This is a genomic window from Gilvimarinus sp. 1_MG-2023 (genome assembly GCF_030548285.1).
This window is the reverse complement of the sequence record NZ_JAUOSC010000264.1, coordinates 1-397: the sequence shown is the minus strand read 5'-3', so window position 1 is coordinate 397 and position 397 is coordinate 1. Positions and strand designations below refer to the sequence as shown.

Genomic DNA, 397 nt, shown 5'->3' with positions numbered 1-397 from the left:
CAACTCTTGTGGTTTGCCGGCCAAGGACAGGAACGTGTCCGAATTCGCTGGGCACAGGACTTTTACCGCAAGGTTGTGGAGACCGACGCAGCCACGGTGGAGGCTCCCCATGACTGAGCTATACGCCAGCGCCCTGCATCTCGACCGCAAAGCAGTAAAAGCCTTGAAAATAACCGATCCGTACTCCCTGCATCGCGTGGTTTACAGCCTGTTTCCCGACATACGTACCGAAGCCGAAAAGCACAGTCACATTCAAAGTGGCATTGTATATGCTGACCAGGGTGGTGATTTCCACGGCCGCAAAGTATTAATGGTATCGGATCGCCCCCCCATGGAACGAGTTGACGGGCAGTATGGTGACGTCATCAGCAAACCCATTGCTGCTTCCTTTCTGGAC

The 397-nt window shown here is 54.2% G+C and carries 1 protein-coding gene; it reads left to right on the top strand.

What is annotated here, in order from left to right; genetic code table 11:
- Positions 1–109 precede the first annotated feature (109 nt).
- A partial coding sequence (gene cas6e, locus Q4563_RS16715) for a type I-E CRISPR-associated protein Cas6/Cse3/CasE (RefSeq protein WP_303605290.1) occupies positions 110–397 on the top strand: 288 nt, incomplete at its 3' end.